Below are 19,130 nucleotides of genomic sequence, written 5' to 3' on the forward strand. Positions count from 1 at the left end.
CCTGTTGACGATATTGCAAGCACGTTCCGGTTAAGTAAAATGACATTATCGGTGAAAAATATAACCAATGGATTATATGTTCGATGGTCGAGCAGCGTATAAAGTTCCGGCATCTTCAGACCTTCGTGGAGGTGGCGCGCCAGAAAAGCGTCATTCGTGCGGCGGAAATCCTGCATGTCAGCCAGCCGGCGGTAACGAAAACCATCCGCGAACTCGAGGAGATTCTCGGCGTCTCGCTGTTCGACCGCGAGGGGCGCGGCATCCGCATCAGCCGCTATGGCGAGGTGTTCCTGCGCCATGCCGGGGCAACGATGACGGCACTTCGCCATGCGGTCGATTCCGTCTCGCAGGAGGCGGCGCGTGCCGGCCCGCCGGTTCGCGTCGGTGCCTTGCCGACCGTATCGGTGAAGATCATGCCGAAAGCCATGGCGGGATTTCTTTCGGAAAAAACCGGCAGCCCGGTCAAGATCGTCACCGGTGACAATGCCGTTCTTCTGGAGCAGTTGCGCGTCGGCGATCTGGATCTCGTCGTCGGGCGCCTGGCTGCGCCGGAAAAGATGGCGGGCTTTTCCTTCGAGCATCTCTATTCCGAAAAGGTGCGGTTCGTCGTGCGCGCCGGCCATCCGCTGCTGTCACCGGGCATTTCGGTTTTCGATCACCTGCACGAGTTCCCGGTATTGATCCCCACCCGCCAGTCGGTAATCGGTCCCATCGTCGAGCAGTTCCTGATCGCCAATGGGGTACCGGCCTTGCCAATCCGCATCGAAACGGTATCGGATGCGTTTGGTCGCGCGTTCCTGCGCACCAGTGATGCCGTCTGGATCATTTCGGAAGGGGTGGTCGCAGGCGATGTGGCGGATGGAACTCTGGCGATCCTGCCGGTCGATACCGGCGATACCAGCGGCCCGGTCGGATTGACGGTGCGGGCCGATACGCAGCCCTCACTGCCGCTGTCGCTACTGATACAGGCCATTCGCGAAGCTGCGCGCGAACTGCTCGACCCGAAGCCCGAAACTGTTTCCTAATAGGGAAGCCCGACATAGTTTTCCGCAAGCGCCGTGGAGGCCGCGCGGGAATGCACGAGGTAATCCAGCTCCGCTTCCTGAATGCGCTGGCCAAATTCGCCGGTATCGGGAAAGCGGTGCATCATTGTCGTCATCCACCAGGAAAAGCGCACGGCCTTCCAGACGCGGGATAGCGCTTTCTGCGAATAGGAATCGATGCCCGCTTCCGACCCTTCACGATAAAATTCGATGAGCGCCTCGCTGAGATAATGCACGTCGCTGGCAGCAAGGTTGAGGCCCTTGGCGCCGGTCGGCGGCACGATGTGGGCGGCGTCGCCCGCCAGAAACAACCGCCCGAAGCGCATCGGTTCGCACACGAAGGACCGAAGCGGTGCAATGGATTTTTCAAACGACGGTCCGGTCACCAGGGCATCGGCGTGGTTTTCCGGCAGGCGGCGGCGGATTTCATCCCAGAAGCGCTCATCGCTCCAGTCCTCCGGCCGGTCTTCCAGCGAACATTGCAGGTAATAGCGGCTGCGCGTGTGCGAGCGCATGGAACAGAGCGCAAAACCACTGGGATGGTTGGCATAGATGAGTTCGTGGCTGACAGGCGGCACTTCGGCCAGAATACCGAGCCAGCCGAAGGGGTATATCTTCTCGAATTCCTTGATCGAGCGCTCAGGAACGGATTTGCGGCTGACGCCGTGAAACCCATCGCATCCGGCAATAAAATCACAATCTATCCGATGGCTTACGCCGTCTTTTTCATAGGTGACATAGGGGCTGGCACCATCGAAATCATGAGGCTCCACATTCGAGGCTTCATAGATTGTGGTGAGCCCCGCTTTTTCGCGGGCATCCATCAGGTCGTGCGTCACCTCCGTCTGACCGTAGACCGTTACCCGTTTGCCGCCGGTAAGATCGAAGAGGTCGATACGGTGATCGCGCCCGTCAAAGGCCAGCGAGAAACCGTCGTGCGGCAGACCTTCCTTGTGCAGGCGTTTGTCGGCGCCAACCTTTTCCAGAAGGTGCACTGTGCCTTCTTCCAGCACCCCGGCGCGGACCCGACCAAGGATGTAGTCCTTGCCGGCCCGGTCGAGAATGACGGTATCGATGCCTTCATTGGCAAGCAGCTGACCAAGCAGCAGACCCGAAGGGCCGGAGCCGATGATGACGACCTTGGTGCGCATTAGTTTCCTCCCGGAATTGTCTCCTGTCAGGAAATTGACCAAAGCGCGCGACAAGCTCAATGGACTTTCTGATCCGTAAATTGCACAATTCGACCATGATGCGGGGAGCCGGGGGTGACATGCGGGTTGCAGCGAATGAAGGCCTATATGGCGAGGAGACAGCGCAAGGAACCGCTTTCCGCTTTCATTGCGAGACGCTTTTTTCCAGAAGCAGCCTGCATCGCTTTGAAATCGGCCTGCACCGGCATGCCGCGTTCCTGCAAATCTTGTACATTTGGGGCGGCGAGGGCGATGCATTGCTGGATGGCCGCACCGAGGCTATCCGCCCACCGGTCGCCATTGTCGTGCCGCCGGGTTTCGAACACGGCTTTCGTTTTTCGCGCGATATTGGCGGGGTGATCGTCACCGTGCTGCCCGGCGCGCTTGCCGCATCCGTACAGGCGCTGCTGCTGCGGAATTTCCAGCAGCCCGTGTTGTTGCCGTTGCAGGATTTCTCCGAGGGCGAGCGATTGCGCAGGGATTTCGAACATATCTCCGCGGAGTATGAAAGCCACGATATAGGCCGGGAGGCCATGATCGAAGGGCAGCTTGCCTCCGTGGCTGCACTTCTTGCACGAGCGGCGCGGCCTCTACTGGAAAGAACCGGGGAAGGTCCTGCGGAACAGCGCTTCGAACTCCTGCTGTCACTGATCGCCCGACATATTCGCGAGCCGCGCAAGGCGGCGTTTTATGCGCAGAAGCTCGGCCTTTCCGAGACCCATCTCAACCGTCTCGTCCGTTCCGTTTCCGGCCTCAGCCTGCAACGGCTTGTTGCCAGGCGCCAGATCGAGATCGCCCAGCAGGAACTGATCTTCACCGTATCGACCGTGCAGATGATTGCGGAAGATCTCGGTTTTGCCGACCCGGCCTATTTCAACCGCTTCTTCAAGCGGGAAACAGGCATGACACCCCGGGCATGGCGATTGGCTGAACGGCGGAAAATGGGAGATGACGGCGCGGCTTCGGCCTCACCTCAGGCAAGCATTCTTCCCAGTTCACGCTGGACGGAAAGCAGTGCCGGCAAATAACGTTCCACCAGATCGTCCATCGACGCTACCGAGGCGGCAAGCCCGACATTGAGTGCTGCGACCGTCTGCCCGCGCACGGTTTTCACCGGCACGGCAATGGAGCGAAGGCCGATCTCCACCTCCTGATCGATCAGGGCATAACCACGATTGCGGGTCGCCTCGAGTTCGTCGAGCAGGGCGTCGATACCGGTCATCGTCTTTTCCGTCCGTGCCACCAGCCGCGAGTGTTCCAGGACCTCGCGCTGCCGTTCCGGTGTAAGGGCTGAGAGGAGAACGCGGCCCATGGACGTGCAATAGGCGGGCAGGCGCGAGCCAGGCATGAGGGCGATGGACATGACCCGCTGCTGGGCGGCGCGCGCCACATAGACGATTTCGGTATCGTCCAGAATGGAGACTGATGTGCTGTGGCCGATCTCTTCCGAAAGACGGTCGAGAAGGGGCTGGACGATGCGCGGTAGCGGCATGGTGGCAAGACAGCCGGTTCCAAGCCGCAGAACCTTGGGCGTCACAGTGAAGAACTTGCCGTCATAGGCGGCGTAACCCATTTCCGACAGTGTCAGCAGACAGCGCCGCGTGGTGGCGCGGTCAAGGCCTGCGATGTCAGCGGCATCTGATATGGACAGGCGCGGGCGCTCGGCGCTGAACGCCTCGATCACCTTCAGCCCCTTGGCGAGACCGCCCATCATGTCTCTTTCATTGACGGCCATGTCACGCTCCATTTGTGCGATATACGAACAAAAATCATATAACGCACAAAATTGTTGCCGTCGAGGCGGATTCGGATTTAGCTCTGAGCCAAGCGGCCTTGCGAGTTCCCATTGCTGGGCTGGATGGAGGATTGATATGGACAAGACAATCAAGAGCGCGACTGATGCCATTTCCGGTATCGGCGACGGCGCGACGGTTATGATCGGCGGTTTTGGCGGCTCCGGCGCGCCCATCGAGCTGATCCACGCCCTGATCGACAAGGGACCGAAAAACCTGACGGTCATCAACAACAACGCCGGCAATGGCCGTATCGGCATTGCCGCAATGATCGATGCGGGCATGGTCAAGAAGATGATCTGCTCGTTTCCGCGCTCTTCCGATCCGCGCGCTTTCACCGACAGATATCTGGCCGGCGAAATCGAGCTGGAACTTGTGCCGCAGGGCACGCTTGCCGAGCGTATCCGTGCCGGTGGCGCCGGCATTCCGGCATTCTACACCCCGACTGCCTTTGGTACGGAGCTTGCCAATGGCAAGCCGATCGCCGAATTCGACGGCCGGTCGTATGTTCAGGAACGCTGGCTGAAGGCGGATTTCGCCATCGTCAAGGCTGAGCTTGGCGATACCTACGGCAATCTCACCTACAACAAGGCGGGGCGCAATTTTAACCCGCTGATGTGCATGGCGGCAGCCACCACCATCGCCCAGGTTTCCAAGATCGTCGCTGCCGGCGAGATCGACCCCGAGCATGTCGTCACGCCAGGCATTTTCGTCAACGGCGTCGTGGAGATCGCCGATCCGCAACAGGAAGAAGTCCTCATTCGCGCGGGAGTAGCCTACGCATGACTCAGCCAATCAACACTCGCGACGATATCAAGCTTTCCAACGCCCAGATCGCCTGGCGCGCGGCGCAGGACATCGAGGATGGCGCTTACGTCAATCTCGGTATCGGTTTTCCCGAAATGGTCGCCCGTTACCAGCCGCCCGGCCGTCAGGCTATCTTCCACACCGAAAACGGCATCCTGAATTTCGGCGAAGCGCCGCCGGAAGGTGAAGAGGACTGGAACCTCATCAATGCCGGCAAGAAGGCGGTGACGCTGAAGCCGGGTGCCTCCTTCTTCCACCATGCCGACAGCTTCGCCATGGTGCGCGGCGGGCATCTGGATGTGGCGATCCTCGGCGCCTATCAGGTGGCGCAGAATGGTGATCTCGCCAATTGGCGCGTTGGCTCCAAGGGCGTGCCCGCCGTTGGCGGCGCCATGGATCTGGTGCATGGCGCCAAGCAGGTTTTCGTCATCACCGAACATGTGACGAAGAACGGCGAGCCGAAGCTTGTCGAAAAATGCGCCTTTCCGCTGACCGGCGTCGGCTGCATCACCCGCATCTACACCAGCCATGCGGTGATTGACGTCGTGGATGGCCGTTTCGTTTTGCGCGAAAAGCTGGCGGCGATGAGCTTCGATGAATTGCAGGCCATGACCGGCGCGCCTCTCCATGTCGATGGCGAAGTCGCCGATCTTGTCGCCCCGGAACTTTGAGGAACAACCGATGACCAATGCATTCATCTGCGACTATATCCGCACGCCGATCGGCCGTTTCGGCGGTGCATTGTCTTCAGTGCGGGCTGACGATCTCGGTGCTGTGCCCTTGCGGGCGCTTGTCGAGCGTAATCCGTCCGTGGATTGGGAAGCCGTCGAGGACGTGATCTTCGGCTGCGCCAACCAGGCGGGCGAAGATAACCGCAATGTTGCCCGCATGTCGCTGCTGCTGGCCGGCCTGCCAGTTTCGGTGACCGGAACCACGATCAACCGGTTGTGCGGTTCGGGCATGGACGCTGTCATCGCCGCTGCCCGCGCCGTCAAATCCGGCGAGGCGGAATTGATGATTGCAGGCGGCGTGGAAAGCATGAGCCGCGCGCCCTTCGTGCTGCCCAAGGCCGAAAGTGCCTTTTCCCGCAATGCCGAAATCTACGACACGACCATAGGCTGGCGTTTCGTCAACCCGCTGATGAAGGCGCAATATGGCGTCGATTCCATGCCGGAGACCGGTGATAACGTCGCCGTCGATTATCAGGTCTCCCGCGAAGATCAGGACGCCTTTGCCGTTCGCAGCCAGCAAAAGGCAGCCGACGCGCAGGCCAATGGCCGCCTCGACAAGGAAATCGTCTCGGTCACGATCCCGCAGCGCAAGGGCGATCCGCTGGTAGTGTCTAAAGACGAACATCCGCGTGCTACGAGCCTTGAGGCCCTTGCAAAGCTGAAGCCGGTCAACAAGCGCGACGGTGCGACAGTGACGGCGGGCAATGCATCCGGCGTCAATGACGGTGCGGCGGCCCTCATCATCGCTTCGGCTGAAGCCGCAAAGAAATACGGCCTGACGCCGATTGCCCGCATTCTCGGCGGAGCAACTGCCGGCGTTCCGCCGCGCGTCATGGGCATCGGCCCTGCGCCTGCCTCAGCCAAGCTTCTGGCGCGTCTAGGCCTGAAACAGGAAGAGCTTGACGTGATCGAGCTGAACGAAGCCTTCGCCAGCCAGGGTCTCGCAACGCTTCGCCAGCTCGGCATTGCCGATGAAGATGCGCGGGTGAATGCAAATGGCGGGGCGATTGCGCTTGGGCATCCGCTTGGCATGTCCGGTGCGCGCATTGCCGGCACCGCAGCACTCGAGCTTTCTCTGACCGGCAAGCGTTATGCGCTCTCGACCATGTGCATCGGCGTCGGGCAGGGAATTGCCGTGGCGCTCGAGCGGGTCTGACGGGATCGCGGCATTCGGTTCTGTTGAACGGTCCGGATGCCGCTGCCGCCGTGTCTTCACCTATGTCGGCAGGTGCTCAGGAACTCCACGCATGATTTTCTCGCGTTGGTGCATTCCAACTCCCCTCATTCCTGTGCTTGTCGCAGGAATCCAGCCGACGCGCGCCTGCGCGGCGGAGGGAGTCTTTTCAGCCCAAGGACTTGGGCTGGCTGGATCTCTGTGACAAGCGCAGAGATGAGGGAAGTGGAAAAGCAGGCCTCGCACCGGACACCCCAGCCAACAATATTTATGCCGCGTGCCATGGCACCCCTCGCCGAAATCTCGGTATGCGTTGGATTCTATCATGATCCGTGACATGTTTTGCGGGATATGACAGGATTCTTTCCGCGCAGGGGTGTCTTCATGAAGCGTCCGACAATCACAGATGTTGCAAACGCCGCCGGCGTCAGCGTTGCGACTGTCGACAGGGTATTGAATGGTCGCCTGCCGGTGCGGGAGGAAACCTCGCGGCGGGTGTTCGAGGCGGCGGAAAAGATCGGTTTCCATGCCACCAACATCATCCGCCAGCGCATGCTGGCCGATCTGCCGTCCTATAATCTCGGAATCATTCTGCGGAAAGAACGGCACTCCTTTTACCAGGCATTTGCCGATGAGCTGGAGCTTGCGGCGCGCAACGTGAGGGATCGCCATCTGAACCTGCGCATCGAATTTGCGCAGTCGGGCGAGCCGAGCGAGCTTGCGGCCCTTCTGTCCGGCATGAAAGGTCGGGTGCAGGCCGTTGCGGCCACCGGTCCTGACCATCATGACGTTACGGCGGCCGTTGAGGCTCTGAAGGCGAAGGGTATTCCCACCTTTTCCCTGCTTTCCGATTTCGCGCAGGGTGTGCGGGAGGCCTATCTTGGCGCGAATAACATGAAGGTTGGGCGCACGGCGGCGTGGATGATCTCGCGGCTGGCGCGCAGCAAGGGCAAGGTGCTGCTATTGCTCGGTGGCCACCGTTTTCACGGCCATTCGCTGCGGGAAACCGGCTTTCGCAGCTATATCAGGGAATATGCGCCGGAATTCGAGGTGATGGATGCGCTGATCACGTTGGAAACGCGGCGGCTGACCTACGAGCTTGTCATGGACACCATCGCCAAACACCAAGATCTCGTCGGCATCTATTGCATCGGCGGCGGCATGGAAGGTGTGATCGAGGCCTTGCAGCAGGAGAACCGCCAGGAAACCATCGTCTGCCTCGTCAACGAGTTGACGCCGGAATCGCGTCAGGCGCTGCTTGAGCGGCGTATTACCGGCGTGTTCCAGACACCGCTTCGCGAACTATGCACGGACCTCGTTGCCACCATGGTTCACACCATCGAACACGGCATGGCGGAAACGCCGGGACAGAGATTTGTGCCCGCTCATCTATGGGTTCCTGAGAGCCTTTGATGGTTTGATAGATTCTATCATAAATGCCGCGTCTATTTCTATCAGCCATGATGGTTTTGCCCGCCGAAGACGCGTTGACGCCGGCCCCGGACTAGGATCATGTTGCCGGCATGTGGAGCGGGCAGGAGGCTGATCCACGACAATAACGATGTTTCAAGGTTGCCAAACGCCGCAGATTTCCATCTTCGGCGACGGGTATCCTTTTGCCGGCGATCGGCTGTGGCGCGATGCACTTGCGGCTGTGCGACCGGTTTCTTTTCAAGAGTTTCGGAGGAGGATGACATGAAAAGACATTTTGCGATTGCGGCTCTGGCCACCATGCTGGCGACCACGGCTTCGGCTCAGACCATTGGCGTTTCGATGGCCCTGTTCGACGACAATTTCCTGACCGTGCTGCGTAACGGCATGATCGACTATTCGAAGGGCATGAACGGTGTCTCGCTGCAGATCGAGGACGCCCAGAACGATGTCGGCAAACAATTGAGCCAGGTGCAGAACTTTGTCGCCGCCGGCGTCGACGCCATCATCGTCAATCCCGTCGATACGGATGCGACGGTGGCGCTTTCGCAGGCGGCTGCCGCAGCCGGCATTCCGCTTGTCTACGTCAACCGCCAGCCGGTCAATCTCGACAACCTGCCGGACAAACAGGCCTTCGTTGCTTCCGACGAAAAACAGTCGGGAACGTTGCAGACGCAGGAAGTCTGCCGGCTTCTGAAAGCTGCCGGCAAGACGGAAGCCAAGGCAGTGGTGATGATGGGCGAACTCTCCAACCAGGCGGCTCGCATGCGGACCGAGGACATCAAGGAGGTCGTCGCCACACCGGATTGCAGCTTCATCAAGCTCGTTGAGGAGCAATCAGCCAACTGGTCGCGCACGCAGGGGTCGGACCTGATGACCAACTGGCTCTCGGCTGGCGTTGAGTTCGATGCGGTGATTTCCAACAATGACGAGATGGCGATCGGCGCGATCCAGTCGCTGAAGGCGACCGGCCGGCCGATGGACGGCGTCATCATCGCGGGTATCGACGCGACCCAGGATGCACTTGCCGCGATGGCGGCGGGCGAACTGGATGTCAGTGTTTTCCAGAATGCCGCCGGCCAGGGCAAGGGCGCGGTGGATGCCGCGCTGAAACTCGCCAAGGGCGAGACGATCGACAAGAAGGTCTTCGTGCCCTTCGAACTCGTCACGCCCGCCAACCTCAAGGATTATCAGGCGAAGAACTGAGGCCGGCATTCACTTGGAATGCCAAGAATAAACCAGGGGCCGCTCATGGAAAAGCAGGCCCAAGGCCGCGGTCTCTTCTCCCGGACCGCGGCCTAACCTGTCCGCAACGACCTCAACAGATACCGACGACAAGGAAGCGTAAATGCGCATCGCCATCGACCCGTTCATGCACCGCCATCTCAGCCTCGAAGCCCTTCCCGCCAAAGTTAGGGAGCTTGGCTACGACTGGATTGAGCTCAGCCCGCGCGCCGATTTCCTCGAATGGTTCAAGGCGCCACGCGTGTTTCCCGAAAGAATCCGCTCGTTCAAGAAGGCGCTGGCGGCCGAAAACGTCAAGATTGCCTCGCTGCTGCCGATGTATCGCTGGGCCTCCAATGACGAGACCGAGCGGCAGGCGGCAGTGAAGCACTGGAAACGCGCCATCGAGATCGCCGTCGAACTGGAGGTCGACACGATGAACTCCGAATTTGGCCGTGGACCGCATCCCGACAAGGGTTCCTGCTATTGCTGCCATACTGGCTCGATGATCGAGGCCTGCGAGGATGCCTGGTGGCGTTCAATGGAAGAACTTGTGCCGATCTTCGAGCGCGAAGGCATCAATCTGCATGTCGAGCCGCATCCGGAAGACTGGTGCGAGACGCTTCAGCCGGCGCTCGACATCATCCGCACCGTCAATTCGAAGAATGTGAAGTTTCTCTATTGCGCACCTCACACCTTCTATTTCGGCGACGACACCAAGGCGATGCTGCGCGAAGCGAAGGATGTACTCGCCCATGTGCATGTCGGTGACACCTTCAATCACAAGGCCAGTTCAGGCCTGCGCTACATTCTCAACCCGCCCGGCACGCAGGCGCGCGTGCACCAGCACTTGAACATCGGCCAGGGTGAGGTGCCGTGGGACGACTTCTTCGGCACGCTTTCCGAAATCGGCTTCGACGGCATCATGACCTCCTGTGTTTTTGCCTGGGAGGACAGGGCCGATGAATCGGGCAGGTTCATGTGCGCCGAGATCAACAACTATATCGAAAAATACCGCAAGTGAGGTTTTTCCTATGACTGTGAGAATTGGTGTCATCGGCACCGGCGCGATTGGCCGTGACCATGCCCGCCGCATCAACAAGGTCCTCGGAGGCGCAAAGGTCGTGGCGCTGAGTGACGTCAACCCTGCATCCGCCGAGGCGGTGAAGAACGACATTGCTGCGGACGCCGTCATTTTCGCCACCGGCGAGGAACTGATTGCATCGCCGGATGTGGACGCCGTTCTGGTGACATCCTGGGGTGCAACGCATGAGCAATATGTGCTGGCGGCCATTGCCGCCGGCAAGCCCTGCTTTTGCGAAAAGCCGCTGGCGACAACGGCGGAAGGGGCAAAGCGCATCGTTGACGCCGAGGTGGCGCAGGGCAAGCGGCTGGTTCAGGTGGGCTTCATGCGCCGTTATGACGCCGGTTATGTGGCGTTGAAACAGGCCGTCGACACCAAGATCGGCGCGCCGATCATGGTGCACGCCGCCCATCGCAATCCGGCGGTTCCGGATCAATATGTGACTGCTATGGCTATCCACGACACGATGATCCACGAGATCGACGTGCTGCGCTGGCTGCTCGACGATGACTATGTTTCGGCGCGGGTCCTCTTTCCCCGCTCGGCGGCCAGAAGCCATGCGCAGCTGAAGGATCCGCAGATCGTCATTCTGGAGACCACCAGGGGCACGCTCATCGACGTCGAAATTTTCGTCAATTGCCATTATGGCTATGATATTCAGTGCCAGGTGGTGGGAGAGGATGGCATCGCCAGCCTGCCGGAACCGATGTCCGTCCAGACCCGCCTTGGCGCCAAGCTACAGAACGATATCCTGACAGACTGGAAGGATCGCTTTATCGCGAGCTATGATGTGGAGCTGCAGGATTTCATCCATGCGGCGGCGAAGGGGACCGCGGCCGGACCGAATTCCTGGGACGGTTACGTGGCCGCCATCACATCCGATGCCTGCGTCGCCGCGCAGGAAGCCGGTGGCGCTGCGGTCGCCATCGACCTTCCCGCGCGTCCTGCCCTTTATAAGTGAGGATATCTCATGCGTTTTGCCATCAACCACATCACCGCACCAAAACTCTCCCTCGAGGACTTCTTCGCGACAGCGCGCAATCTTGGCCTTAGCGAAGTTGAAATCCGCAACGACCTGCCTGACATCGTCGGCACGGTGGACCCGGCTGCCGTGAAGGCCGCGGCCGAAAAGGCCGGCGTGACCATCATCTCCATCAACGCGCTTTATCCATTCAACGTCTGGTCGGGCGATCTGCCAAAAAGGGCAGTCGTGATGGCTGATTACGCCGCCGCAAGTGGTGCGAAGGCGCTTGTCATGTGCCCGCTCAACGAGGGCCGACAGGTACCGTTCGACGATCTCGTGGCCGCGCTCAAGGCCATGAAGCCCATCCTCGAGGAACGTGGGCTGACCGGCCTTGTCGAACCACTCGGTTTCCCCGTCTCGTCGCTGCGCACCAAGGCTGAGGCCGTCAAGGCCATCGACGCGGCAGGCGGGGGCGATGTCTACAGGCTGGTGCACGACACTTTCCATCATCATCTGGCAGGAGAGACGGTGTTTTTCCCCGAACGCACCGGCCTCGTCCACATATCAGGCGTGACAGACCCCGCTGTCTCCGTCGCCGACATGCTGGACGCCCACCGCGTTCTGGTGGATAGCGACGACCGGCTGGAGAATCTTGCCCAGATCAGGACGCTGGAGGCAGCTGGCTACAAGGGGCCTTACAGCTTCGAGCCTTTCGCGGCTGAGGTGCATGAGTTGAAAGACCCGGCTGCTGCCGTCAGAGACAGTATCGACCATATCTCCCAGGCGCTATGACCGCCTCACCGCCTGCGGTTTGCTGCAGGCGGTGCTTGCGTTCGAATACAGGCTGATTGGTAGAAAACACAGAGAAATCAATTCCGCTTTTACGGATGATGCTGTAATCTTTGCGTGACAAAACAGAGCAGCAATCGGGCTCGGGTATTCTTGAAATCAACTGCTTTGTGCCGGTTTCTTGCCCGCCCCATCCTTAAAAGAGCGGGTGAATTTCCCTTTTATGAAAATAGACAGGAAAACGACGCTTAAGGATGTGGCGCAGCAGGCGAATGTTTCGCTTAGCACCGCTTCGCACGCCCTTAACGGCACGGCCCCCTTGACCACGCTGGTGCGCGAGCGGGTGCTGGAAGCGGCCCGTTCGCTCGGTTATCTCGAAAACCGCCGACAGAAGGCGACGATTGCGACCCTGCGCGTGGTGTTGCTGGCAATGACCAACGATGCGGCTCCGCAAAGTGATCTCAACATGGTCAGCTGGACGATGCTGAACGGCTTCCGGCGCGAATGCGAACGGCGCGGCATTCGCATCGTTCCCTTCGTCAGCGCCACAAGCCGGCTTGACCCTGTCGCGGTGGCGCAGGCGGCGGATGCCGACAATGTGGATGGCATCGTGGTGTTGAACGATGACCGATCGCAACTGGTTCAGGCGCTTTCGGCGCTCGGCAAACCGGTGGTGCTGATCAATGGCGAGGACCCGGCCATGATCGTAGATACGGTGACGGCCGAGAACCGTTTCGGCGCCCGCCTCGGCATCGAGCACCTGCTTTCCCTTGGGCATCGCAATATTCTGCACATTACCTGGAAGGGGCGCACGACGATCCGCCGCCGTTACGACGGTTATAGCGACGCATTTCTTGCGGCGGGGTTTCCCGTGCCTGCGGATATGGTCATTGAGGTGGAGAGTTATGAACCCCAATGGGGCGAAACCGCCATTCGTCGCCTGCTGGCCGAGGAGCGCCCGCTCAGAAATGCAACGGCGATTTTCTGCGCTGCCGACAATCTGGCGCTCGGCTGTCTGAAAGCACTGACGGAAGCCGGTGTCCGGGTTCCCGATGACGTTTCGGTATTGGGTTTTGACGATATCATGCCGGCGGCCTTCAGTGCGCCGCCGCTCAGCACCATTCAATTGCCCGCCGACAGGCTGGGTGGTGCGGCACTTTCCCTGCTGGAGCAGCGGCTTGTCGCCGCCGACCCGACCCGGCCTGCGCACCGGCTGGAACTTGGCTGTCGACTTGTGCTGAGGGGCAGCATCGCACCGCCCCCCAAGTGATACCGAGCTTTTACTTCATGCCCGTCCCAGCAATGCCTGTCGTGATATAGCGTTGCAGGAACAGGAACACGACGGTAACCGGCGCCAGGCTGAGGAAGGTCATGGCGAGAATATAGTGCCATTGCACCGAGAACTCGCCCTGGAAGGCGTTCAGGCCCACCTGCAGTGTGAAGTTCTCGCGGCTGCTGAGGACGATCAACGGCCAGAGGAAGTCGTTCCAGCGCCAAAGCACCGAGAAGATTGCGAGAACCGCTAGTGCAGGTGCCGTCAGCGGCAGGATGATGCGCCAGAAGATGCGGAACTCGCTGGCCGCATCGACGCGCGCTGCTTCGATCAGTTCGTCCGGGATCGTCAGCATATATTGCCTGAGCAGGAACACGCCGGTTGGCGTCGCGACGGTGGGAATGATGACACCCCAGAGATTGTCGACGAGGCCGACACCGACGATAACAAGATAGGCTGGCACCATGACGACGGTAAGTGGGATCATCAGCGTAGAGATGATCAGCACGAAAATCGCCTTCTCGCCGCGGAAGCGGTATTTCGAGAGAGCAAACGCCGCCATGGCGTTGACGATCAAGGTTAAAACGGTCGCGACAACAGTGACGAAGACCGAGTTTTTCAGGAAAGTCAGGAAGTTGAACTGGGTCAAGGGATCGGTGAAATTCTGCGTCGCGATCGTCAGTTTCTGGACGGGCGACATTTCGCGCGTGTCGACGCTGACCGGCGGGCCGGGATTGGCCGGATCCACCATCTGCGCCTTGATGCCAACGCGCCGAACCATGGCCATCTCCCGCTCCATTCCGTCGATGGTGACGGTCCAGAGGCTGAGCGGCCTGTCATAACCTGGAACTTCCACCTGCACGGCGGCGCGCGGCAGAAGGCTCGGCGGAAACCGTGTGATCTCGGCTTCCGGCTTCAGCGAGGACATGGCGGCCCAGACGACGGGTATCAACACCGCGAGCGTGCCGCCGATGAGCCACACCCAGGAGAGAATATCGGTGAGACCGATCCTGCCGGGGCGGCGGGTTCGCGTCAGGAAAGTGACTGCGTTTATATTGCCGGACATGATCAGGACTCCATCTTTTTGCCGAGGCGTAGTTGCACGAGCGTCAGCGCGAGAAGAACAAGGCCCATCAGAACCGATGCGGCGGATGCGAGGCCGAAGAGCCTGAGATCGCTGCCAAAGGCCATCTGGTAGATATATTGCACCACGAACGTGTTGGCCGTGCCCGGCCCGCCGCCATTGGTCAAAACCCAGGCTTCATCAAATATTTGCACTGAGCGGATCATCAAAAGGATCAGTACGACGAGAAGGTTGGGAGCCAGCAGCGGCAGGGTGATGCGCAGCAATGTGCGTCGGGGCGAAGCGGCGTCGATTGCGGCTGCTTCATAAAGGTCTTTGGGAATGGCCTGCAGCCCGGCCAGCAGGATGAGCGTGTAAAAGCCCATGTGGAACCAGACGGATACGACCACGACGAAGAAGCGCGACCAGCCGACATCCAGCAGGAAGATTTCCGGCGGCACGCCGAGCATCTGGAAGAAGGCGTTCAGCAGTCCGTTGCGGTCAAGAAACCATTTCCAGATGAGGCCGATGACGACAGGTGACAGCAGCACGGGATAAAAGAACATGGCGCGGAAGAAGCCGCGCGCGGCAATCGCCCTGTTAAGAATGAGGGCCGTGACCAGCGCGACGAACAGCGTGGCGACAACGTTGAAGCCGACAAACCAGAGCGTGTTCCAGATCGCTGTCCAGAACAGCGATTCCCGGCAGCTTCCGGGGTCCATATAGCTCTGGCAATCGAGTAGCTTGCCGAAATTCTCCAGACCGACAAAGGGACGGTCGGTGATCAGCAGCTCGGTGCCGCCGGTAAAGGCGTAACCGACGGCAATGGCAATCGGCAGGAAGGTGAAGATGCCGAAGAGAACGAGGTTCGGCATCAGGAAAATATAGGGCATGCGTCTTTTGCCGATCAGCCGCTCTATGAGGTTGAGCGGCACTTCGGCGATTGCCATCACGGCGTCGAGCACGCGGTCGGACAGTCTCGCAAGCGTCGGATTGGCCATGCTAGTCTCTCCCGTGGCTGTCAAGGCGCGGCAGCGCCAGTTCGGTTTCGGGGTCGAAGACATGCACCCTTTCGCGCGCCGGCATGATGTTCAGAACCGAGCCTGAAGCGGGTGCGAAGTGGCCAGCCTGGTGCACGATGATCTGCTCTTTCTGGCCCTGAAGATTGCCGTAGAGATAGGTCTCGGTGCCGAGGCTCTCGTGATACTGCACTTCGAAGGGCAGGCCCTTTTCCTGCGTGATGACAAAATGCGAGGGGCGGATGCCCGCCAGAACTGCCTTTCCGGGGGTAGCCACGGCGGGATCGACGAGGCAGGGCAGGGACACGCCGTATCCGGAGTCGATTGCGAAACCGCCGTCGCTGCCGGCGACGAATGTGCCCTTCAGTATGTTCATGCGCGGTGAACCGAGGAAGCCGGCGACGAAGAGGTTGCGCGGATTGTCGAAAAGCTCGAGCGGGCTGCCAACCTGTTCGATGCGGCCTGCACGCAGCACCACGATCTTGTCGGCCATGGTCATGGCTTCCACCTGATCGTGGGTCACATAGATCATCGTCGTCTTGATATCGCGATGCAGCCTTGTGATTTCGGCGCGGGTCTGCACGCGCAGCGCCGCATCGAGGTTCGACAGCGGCTCGTCAAACAGGAAAATGTCAGGCTCGCGCACGATGGCGCGGCCGATGGCGACGCGCTGGCGCTGGCCGCCGGAAAGCTGTTTCGGCTTGCGGTCGAGATAAGGTTCGATAGCCAGCATGCGCGCCGCCTCGTTGATGCGGCTTTCGATTTCCGCCCGCTTGAAACGCAGGTTTTCAAGTCCGAAGGCGAGGTTTTTGCGCACACTCATATGCGGATAGAGCGCATAGGACTGGAAGACCATGGCGATCTTGCGCTCGGCCGGCGAGAGCGCGCTGACATCGCGTCCGCCAATGCCGATGGTGCCTGACGTCACATCCTCAAGGCCGGCGATGATGCGCAGCAGCGTGGATTTTCCGCAGCCGGAAGGACCGACGAAAACGACGAATTCCCCGTTCTCGATCTGAAGATCGATATCATGCAGGACATGAACGGCACCGAATGCCTTGTTGAGGTTTTCCAGCTTTAGACTTCCCATTACCTGCTCCCTTCGGGCAAGGTCGTCTCTGCGACGATCTCTTTTGCATTCCAGCCCTCGGGTAAGGGCATCGTTCTTCCAATGGCAACGTCGCGCGCAGAAAATCCGTGAACGCCGGACAGATACACCGCAGGCATGCCGCCGGGGTAATCTTCAAGTCCGACGATCCTGCCGTCGGCGCTGCGTGTCCAGGCATTGGCGCGGCCGGCAGCCTCCGGACTTGGCGCAATGTCCGCATTGGTCGGACGAAGATCATATTGCAGGCCGGTGCCGAGTTTGCCGGGCTGCTGCGACAGTGAAATGCGCGCGAGCGTGACATTGTGGATGCCGGCGCTCGAGGTGGCGACGAGGTTTATCGCGCCTTCCATCGAGCCGCTCAGGTCTTCCACCACAAGGTTTTCAACCTTGCCAGCCTGACGTTCCGGCCGGCGGTCTACCACGGTGACAGTCACGGCTTCGCCCGATCCCCAGAACCCGCCCGGCGTTTCGTGGCACTCCGCCTCGATCCGCGAAAAGCGGATATTGCGCATGGCGCCGCCATCGCGGGAGAAAAGGCCGATGCCGCGATTGGATGCGATGACTTTGCAGTCCTCGAACGCCACATCGGTGAAATCGCCGAAGGATTCCGTGCCGAGCTTCAAGGCGCAGCTCATGCTTGAGACAGTGCAGCGGCGAACCGTGATATCGGCGCAGGCGCCAACAGCCTTGCCATCCGGTCCGGCGCTGGTCTTCAGGCAAATACCGTCATCGGCGGTGGAGATGGAGCAATCCTCGATCAGTGCGCGCCGGCAGGCATCCAGCACGATGCCGTCGGTGTTGGGCAGGCGGCGATCGTTTTCGACACGGATGTTGCGGAAACTCAGATCTTCGCAATCGACCATGTGCAGGGTCCACATTGGTGAACCGCTGACGACGAGGTTTTCAAGGCGAACGTCGCGGCAGGATTCCAGAACCATGACACGCGGCCTCTTTTTCGCGGGCACATAGGTTCCCATGGCTTCGTCGTCACCGATGATGAAGTTCTCACCGCCAGCCTCGATACGGCCGGGGCCGGTGACGGCGATGTTGCTCGCGCCCTTTGCGACGATCATGCCGCGATCGGAATCCTCGGCGATGACAGAAACGGACGTATGGGCAAAGGCGTCGTAGTCGGAAATCGGCGCTAGCACAGCGTCTTGTGCAAGGTGAAGTTCCACGTCGCTTCTAAGATGAAGGCCGCCGCTGACATGCCGTCCGGCCAAGAGCGACACGACGCCGCCGCCTGCGGCCGATGCTGTATCGATTGCCTGCTGGATATCGGTAGTGGCGTCACGTCCCTCAGCGGCAATGGTGATATTGGTGTGAGCACTCATGATGCCTGCGGCCTTTTCAGAAAGACGTCGATCAGCAGCAGCATCGTCAGCGCCTGCCCATAGGGTGTCGGCAAATTGGGAATGCGGCGGTAGAAATCGAGGTCGTGGCCCATGGGCGTCCCGTCCGACACACCGTGCACGACGCCTTCGTCATCGATATTGCCCAGCACCGCCTTCAGCGCCCGCTCGGCATGGGCGCGGTTTTCTTCGCCGAGAATACCTGCCTCGATGCCGCGCAGAATGCCATAGGCGATGCCAGCGGTTGCCGACGTCTCGACCGGCGAAGTCGGATCGTCGAGGAGCGTGTGGAACATGCCATCCTCGCGCTGATACTGGCGCAGCGAACGCACCTGGCTTGCAAGCACATTGGCGAGGAAACGTTTGTCCTTTTCGGCAAGCGTCGGCACCAGTTCGAAGAGTTCGGGGATTGCAACGGTGATCCAGGAATTGCCGCGTGCCCAGAAGGCATGCGCAAAATTGTGGCGTCCGATGAAGGTCCAGCCGTGATACCACAGCCCGGTCACGGGGTCTGACAGGTAACGCGCATGGATCATGAACTGGTAGACTGCCTCATCGATCCAGTCCTGACGTTTGCAGACCACACCGGCGCGGGCAAGGAACAGACAAGCCATGAACAGCGTGTCGTCCCAGAGTTCACCCTCGTTAAGCCGCTCCTTTACCACGTGCTGGAAGCCGCCATCTTCGGTTTTCGGCAATTTGTGCACAAGCCAGTCGGCCCAGTCTTCTACCAGCGCCCGGAAATCCGGCCGGTCGACATGTTCGGTGAGGATGACGAGCGGCAGCATTGGCGCGGAACTGTTGATCTGGCGTGGCGGCAGGCCACGATCGATCTGCCAGCCGTACCAGGTCACGAGATCGTCCAGAGCTTTCTGGTCGTTTGCGGCAAGCGCCCGGCGCAGGAAGCCGTAAAGGCCAACGCCCACTTCCCAATCCCATTCATCGAACTGGATCTTGCCGTCGGAACTACCGCTTGCCAGGCCTTCCTGTATGCCCTTGAGGCGGCTGAAGGCGGCGGCGACGCTGTCGATCGTCGTTCTGAGAGTGTCTTTCTCGATGCTTTGCTGGTTCATCTGGTCATTCCG

Annotated in this window: 18 protein-coding genes; 11 read left to right on the forward strand and 7 right to left on the reverse strand. The window is 60.1% G+C overall.

Annotated elements, in window-relative coordinates:
- Nucleotides 1–83 precede the first annotated feature (83 nt).
- Nucleotides 84–1,025: a pca operon transcription factor PcaQ gene (gene pcaQ / locus GH784_RS08335; RefSeq protein ID WP_153793331.1), complete on the forward strand. Its 942-nt coding sequence runs from the start codon at nt 84–86 to the stop codon at nt 1,023–1,025.
- Here pcaQ and pobA read toward each other — a convergent pair.
- On the reverse strand, nt 1,022–2,194 hold the full coding sequence (pobA, locus tag GH784_RS08340) for a 4-hydroxybenzoate 3-monooxygenase (RefSeq protein WP_111804033.1): 1,173 nt from the start codon (nt 2,192–2,194) through the stop codon (nt 1,022–1,024). The two genes, pcaQ and pobA, sit on opposite strands and share 4 nt — an antisense overlap.
- A 119-nt stretch (nt 2,195–2,313) precedes the next feature.
- Between pobA and GH784_RS08345 the strand changes: the two genes are divergently transcribed.
- On the forward strand, nt 2,314–3,261 hold the full coding sequence (locus tag GH784_RS08345) for a helix-turn-helix domain-containing protein (RefSeq protein ID WP_153793382.1): 948 nt from the start codon (nt 2,314–2,316) through the stop codon (nt 3,259–3,261).
- Here the strand turns inward: GH784_RS08345 and GH784_RS08350 are convergent.
- A complete protein-coding gene (locus GH784_RS08350; RefSeq protein WP_004431042.1) occupies nt 3,207–3,968 on the reverse strand; it encodes an IclR family transcriptional regulator in 762 nt (253 codons plus the stop codon). The two genes, GH784_RS08345 and GH784_RS08350, sit on opposite strands and share 55 nt — an antisense overlap.
- 136 nt (nt 3,969–4,104) lie before the next feature.
- Between GH784_RS08350 and GH784_RS08355 the strand changes: the two genes are divergently transcribed.
- The 9 genes from GH784_RS08355 to GH784_RS08395 all read left to right on the forward strand — a co-directional run bounded on the left by GH784_RS08355 (nt 4,105) and on the right by GH784_RS08395 (nt 13,500).
- Nucleotides 4,105–4,812 carry a 3-oxoacid CoA-transferase subunit A gene (locus GH784_RS08355; protein WP_112154176.1) on the forward strand — a complete coding sequence of 236 codons (708 nt, stop codon included), beginning with the start codon at nt 4,105–4,107 and terminating at the stop codon, nt 4,810–4,812.
- Nucleotides 4,809–5,504, forward strand: coding sequence for a CoA transferase subunit B (locus GH784_RS08360; RefSeq protein ID WP_004431045.1), 696 nt, complete (start codon nt 4,809–4,811; stop codon nt 5,502–5,504). The genes GH784_RS08355 and GH784_RS08360 overlap by 4 nt, the downstream gene beginning before the upstream one ends.
- A 10-nt stretch (nt 5,505–5,514) precedes the next feature.
- Complete coding sequence (gene pcaF, locus GH784_RS08365; RefSeq protein WP_153793332.1) at nt 5,515–6,720, forward strand: 3-oxoadipyl-CoA thiolase; 1,206 nt, start codon at nt 5,515–5,517, stop codon at nt 6,718–6,720.
- Between the two features lie 402 nt (nt 6,721–7,122).
- Nucleotides 7,123–8,151: a LacI family DNA-binding transcriptional regulator gene (locus GH784_RS08370; RefSeq protein WP_038495107.1), complete on the forward strand. Its 1,029-nt coding sequence runs from the start codon at nt 7,123–7,125 to the stop codon at nt 8,149–8,151.
- 282 nt (nt 8,152–8,433) lie between these two features.
- Nucleotides 8,434–9,375: a sugar ABC transporter substrate-binding protein gene (locus tag GH784_RS08375; protein ID WP_013762379.1), complete on the forward strand. Its 942-nt coding sequence runs from the start codon at nt 8,434–8,436 to the stop codon at nt 9,373–9,375.
- 142 nt (nt 9,376–9,517) lie between these two features.
- The gene (locus GH784_RS08380) at nt 9,518–10,417 is read left to right on the forward strand and encodes a sugar phosphate isomerase/epimerase family protein (RefSeq protein ID WP_004431052.1); all 900 of its coding nucleotides are present in this window, start codon (nt 9,518–9,520) and stop codon (nt 10,415–10,417) included.
- Nucleotides 10,418–10,427: 10 nt separating this feature from the next.
- Nucleotides 10,428–11,438 carry a Gfo/Idh/MocA family protein gene (locus GH784_RS08385; RefSeq protein ID WP_111801961.1) on the forward strand — a complete coding sequence of 337 codons (1,011 nt, stop codon included), beginning with the start codon at nt 10,428–10,430 and terminating at the stop codon, nt 11,436–11,438.
- Nucleotides 11,439–11,447: 9 nt separating this feature from the next.
- Nucleotides 11,448–12,233: a TIM barrel protein gene (locus GH784_RS08390; RefSeq protein WP_076844714.1), complete on the forward strand. Its 786-nt coding sequence runs from the start codon at nt 11,448–11,450 to the stop codon at nt 12,231–12,233.
- 220 nt (nt 12,234–12,453) lie between these two features.
- A complete protein-coding gene (locus tag GH784_RS08395) occupies nt 12,454–13,500 on the forward strand; it encodes a LacI family DNA-binding transcriptional regulator (RefSeq protein WP_013762382.1) in 1,047 nt (348 codons plus the stop codon).
- 10 nt (nt 13,501–13,510) lie between these two features.
- On the opposite strand, the gene GH784_RS08400 is transcribed toward GH784_RS08395, so the two are convergent.
- Genes GH784_RS08400 through bglB form a run of 5 tightly spaced genes read right to left on the reverse strand, consistent with a single transcriptional unit; the run spans nt 13,511 to nt 19,118 of the window.
- On the reverse strand, nt 13,511–14,569 hold the full coding sequence (locus GH784_RS08400; protein ID WP_013762383.1) for a carbohydrate ABC transporter permease: 1,059 nt from the start codon (nt 14,567–14,569) through the stop codon (nt 13,511–13,513).
- A 2-nt stretch (nt 14,570–14,571) separates the two neighbouring features.
- On the reverse strand, nt 14,572–15,567 hold the full coding sequence (locus GH784_RS08405; protein WP_004431062.1) for a carbohydrate ABC transporter permease: 996 nt from the start codon (nt 15,565–15,567) through the stop codon (nt 14,572–14,574).
- A 1-nt stretch (nt 15,568) separates the two neighbouring features.
- Nucleotides 15,569–16,675 carry an ABC transporter ATP-binding protein gene (locus tag GH784_RS08410; RefSeq protein ID WP_004431063.1) on the reverse strand — a complete coding sequence of 369 codons (1,107 nt, stop codon included), beginning with the start codon at nt 16,673–16,675 and terminating at the stop codon, nt 15,569–15,571.
- Nucleotides 16,675–18,027: a polygalacturonase PglB gene (gene pglB, locus GH784_RS08415; protein ID WP_111801960.1), complete on the reverse strand. Its 1,353-nt coding sequence runs from the start codon at nt 18,025–18,027 to the stop codon at nt 16,675–16,677. The genes GH784_RS08410 and pglB overlap by 1 nt, the downstream gene beginning before the upstream one ends.
- Nucleotides 18,024–19,118 carry a beta-galactosidase BglB gene (bglB, locus tag GH784_RS08420; RefSeq protein WP_013762386.1) on the reverse strand — a complete coding sequence of 365 codons (1,095 nt, stop codon included), beginning with the start codon at nt 19,116–19,118 and terminating at the stop codon, nt 18,024–18,026. Before bglB ends, pglB begins: the two co-directional genes overlap by 4 nt.
- Nucleotides 19,119–19,130: the final 12 nt, after the last annotated feature.

Origin of the sequence: Agrobacterium tumefaciens (assembly GCF_009649785.1) — a bacterium.
Taxonomy (GTDB): Bacteria; Pseudomonadota; Alphaproteobacteria; order Rhizobiales; family Rhizobiaceae; genus Agrobacterium; species Agrobacterium tumefaciens.

Coding starts and splice junctions, on each gene's coding strand:
- GH784_RS08360 (WP_004431045.1), top strand. CDS start 4,809: ATGACTCAGCCAATCAACACTCGCGACGATATCAAGCTTTCCAACGCC.
- GH784_RS08380 (WP_004431052.1), top strand. CDS start 9,518: ATGCGCATCGCCATCGACCCGTTCATGCACCGCCATCTCAGCCTCGAA.
- GH784_RS08410 (WP_004431063.1), bottom strand. CDS start 16,675: ATGGGAAGTCTAAAGCTGGAAAACCTCAACAAGGCATTCGGTGCCGTT.
- GH784_RS08400 (WP_013762383.1), bottom strand. CDS start 14,569: ATGTCCGGCAATATAAACGCAGTCACTTTCCTGACGCGAACCCGCCGC.
- pobA (WP_111804033.1), bottom strand. CDS start 2,194: ATGCGCACCAAGGTCGTCATCATCGGCTCCGGCCCTTCGGGTCTGCTG.
- GH784_RS08350 (WP_004431042.1), bottom strand. CDS start 3,968: ATGGCCGTCAATGAAAGAGACATGATGGGCGGTCTCGCCAAGGGGCTG.
- GH784_RS08370 (WP_038495107.1), top strand. CDS start 7,123: ATGAAGCGTCCGACAATCACAGATGTTGCAAACGCCGCCGGCGTCAGC.
- GH784_RS08390 (WP_076844714.1), top strand. CDS start 11,448: ATGCGTTTTGCCATCAACCACATCACCGCACCAAAACTCTCCCTCGAG.
- GH784_RS08345 (WP_153793382.1), top strand. CDS start 2,314: ATGCGGGTTGCAGCGAATGAAGGCCTATATGGCGAGGAGACAGCGCAA.
- GH784_RS08375 (WP_013762379.1), top strand. CDS start 8,434: ATGAAAAGACATTTTGCGATTGCGGCTCTGGCCACCATGCTGGCGACC.
- pglB (WP_111801960.1), bottom strand. CDS start 18,027: ATGAGTGCTCACACCAATATCACCATTGCCGCTGAGGGACGTGACGCC.
- GH784_RS08355 (WP_112154176.1), top strand. CDS start 4,105: ATGGACAAGACAATCAAGAGCGCGACTGATGCCATTTCCGGTATCGGC.
- GH784_RS08395 (WP_013762382.1), top strand. CDS start 12,454: ATGAAAATAGACAGGAAAACGACGCTTAAGGATGTGGCGCAGCAGGCG.
- bglB (WP_013762386.1), bottom strand. CDS start 19,118: ATGAACCAGCAAAGCATCGAGAAAGACACTCTCAGAACGACGATCGAC.
- GH784_RS08405 (WP_004431062.1), bottom strand. CDS start 15,567: ATGGCCAATCCGACGCTTGCGAGACTGTCCGACCGCGTGCTCGACGCC.
- pcaQ (WP_153793331.1), top strand. CDS start 84: ATGGTCGAGCAGCGTATAAAGTTCCGGCATCTTCAGACCTTCGTGGAG.
- pcaF (WP_153793332.1), top strand. CDS start 5,515: ATGACCAATGCATTCATCTGCGACTATATCCGCACGCCGATCGGCCGT.
- GH784_RS08385 (WP_111801961.1), top strand. CDS start 10,428: ATGACTGTGAGAATTGGTGTCATCGGCACCGGCGCGATTGGCCGTGAC.